The sequence below is a fragment of the Acidisphaera rubrifaciens HS-AP3 genome (assembly GCF_000964365.1).
GTDB lineage: Bacteria > Pseudomonadota > Alphaproteobacteria > Acetobacterales > Acetobacteraceae > Acidisphaera > Acidisphaera rubrifaciens.
This window is the reverse complement of sequence record NZ_BANB01000794.1, coordinates 1-1,867: the sequence shown is the minus strand read 5'-3', so window position 1 is coordinate 1,867 and position 1,867 is coordinate 1. Positions and strand designations below refer to the sequence as shown.

General features: G+C 71.4%; 2 protein-coding genes. Both read right to left on the bottom strand.

Going from position 1 to position 1,867, the window contains the following annotated elements; translation table 11 throughout:
* Positions 1–896: protease modulator HflC (gene hflC, locus B8460_RS17820; RefSeq protein WP_048862966.1), on the bottom strand; the 896-nt coding region annotated here is incomplete at its 3' end.
* Positions 893–1,867 (bottom strand): FtsH protease activity modulator HflK (gene hflK / locus B8460_RS17815; RefSeq protein WP_048862965.1); only part of this gene is annotated, 975 nt, incomplete at its 5' end. The genes hflK and hflC, both read right to left, overlap by 4 nt.

The window sequence follows — 1,867 nt, the reverse complement described above, 5'->3', positions numbered from 1 at the left end:
GGGGGCGGCGCGGCCGCGGCCGGCGGCGGCCCCTGCAGGTCGCGCAGGAACTGGTTGTCCGGGGTCAGCACCAGCCGCGACCCGCCCGTGGCGAAGACGGAACGGTAGGCCTGCCAGGTGCGCCACGCGGCGAAGAAGGCGGGATCCTGGCGATAGGCGTCGGCATAGATGCGGCTCGCCGCCTCCTCGCCCTGGCCGCGCAGGCGGTCGGCGTCGGCGCGGGCGTTGGCCAGCAGGACCGTGCGCTCGCGCTCGGCGTCCGCCCGGATGCGCGCGGCCGTGGCCGCACCCTCGGCGCGGGCCTGGTTGGCGATCCGCACCCGCTCGCTCTTCATGCGGGAAAGGATCGCCTCCTTGTTCTCCTCCGGCAGGTCGGCGCGGCGGATACGCACATCGACGATCTTCACCCCGAAGCCGGCCATCTCGGCATTCACCTGGTCGCGGATCGCCGACATGATCTGCCCGCGCTCGGACGACAGCACCGCGAGCAGCGCCCGGTTGCCGAGGACGCGGCGCAGGCTCGACTGCACGGTGGAGACGAGGCGCGAGCGTATGCCGTCCTCGGCCGAGCCGACCGACTGGTAATATTTGAGCGGATCGACCACCCGCAGCATGGCAAAGGCATCGACCACCAGCCGCCGCTGGTCGTTCAGGATGACTTCCTCGCCCGGGATGGCGAAGGGCAGCAGGCGACGGTCGATCGGGATCACGTCCTGCACGAACGGGATCTTGGCATGCAGACCGGGCGTATCGATCACCCGCACCGGCGCGCCGAACTGCGTCACCAGCGCGACCTCGGTCTGCGTGACGGTGAACAGCGTCGAATACAGCACCACGACGCCGACCAGGGCCGCCGCGAGCGCGGCGACGCCGAGGCGCGAGAAGACGCCGTTCATTGCTTCGCTCCCGGTGCCGCGGCGCCGTCGAGCGACAGGTAGGGCAGCACGCCCCTGACCTTCGGGTCGAGCACGACGCTCGGCGTATGGCTCAGCACCGCCTCCATCGTCTCGATATACATGCGTCGCATGGTGATGTCGGGCGCCGCCTTATAGGCCGCGTAGACCTGCAGGAAGCGCTGGGTCTGGCCGCGCGCCTCCGCGATCGCCGCCTGGCGCGCGGCGTCGGCCTCGGCGCGCAGGCGCGCCGCGTCGCCCGTCGCGCGGGGGACGATGTCGTTGCGGTACGCCTCGGCCTCGTTGCGCGCGGTGTCGGCGTCGGTGTTCGCGCGCTGCACGTCGCGGAAGCTGTCGATCACGGCGGCGGGCGGATCGACCTTCTGCAACAGCACCTGCGTGATCTCCACGCCGGCGCCGTACGCGTCCAGCACCGTCTGCGTCTCGGCCCGCACGTCGGATTCGATCTGCGCCCGGGCGCCCGTCAGCGCCGGCTGGATCGGCGTGCGGCCCATCACCTCGCGGATCGCGCTCTCGGCCACGGCCTTGATGATCGCCGAGGGATCGTTGTTCGGCTCACGCACGTTGAACAGCCACGCGACCGGATCGCGTATGCGCCACAGCACCGCGAGCCCGATATCGACGATGTTCTCGTCGCCGGTCAGCATCAGGCTCTCTTCCTGCACGTCGTCGGTGCCGCCGAGGCCGCCGGTGCGGTAGCCGATCTCGATCCGGTTGATGCGCGTCACGACCGGACGCTCCACCGTCTCGATCGGCCAGGGAAAGTGATAGTTCAGGCCGGGCAGCGTGGTGCGGCTATAGGCGCCGAAGCGCAGCACCACGCCCTGTTCGTCCGGCTGCACGCGGTAGAAGCCGGTGGCGAGCCACAGCGCCACGGCGCCGACCGCCAGCAGCGCGAGGCCGCGCCCCGACCCGGTGCCGCCGGGCAGCAGGCCGCGGGCCCATGCCTGCGT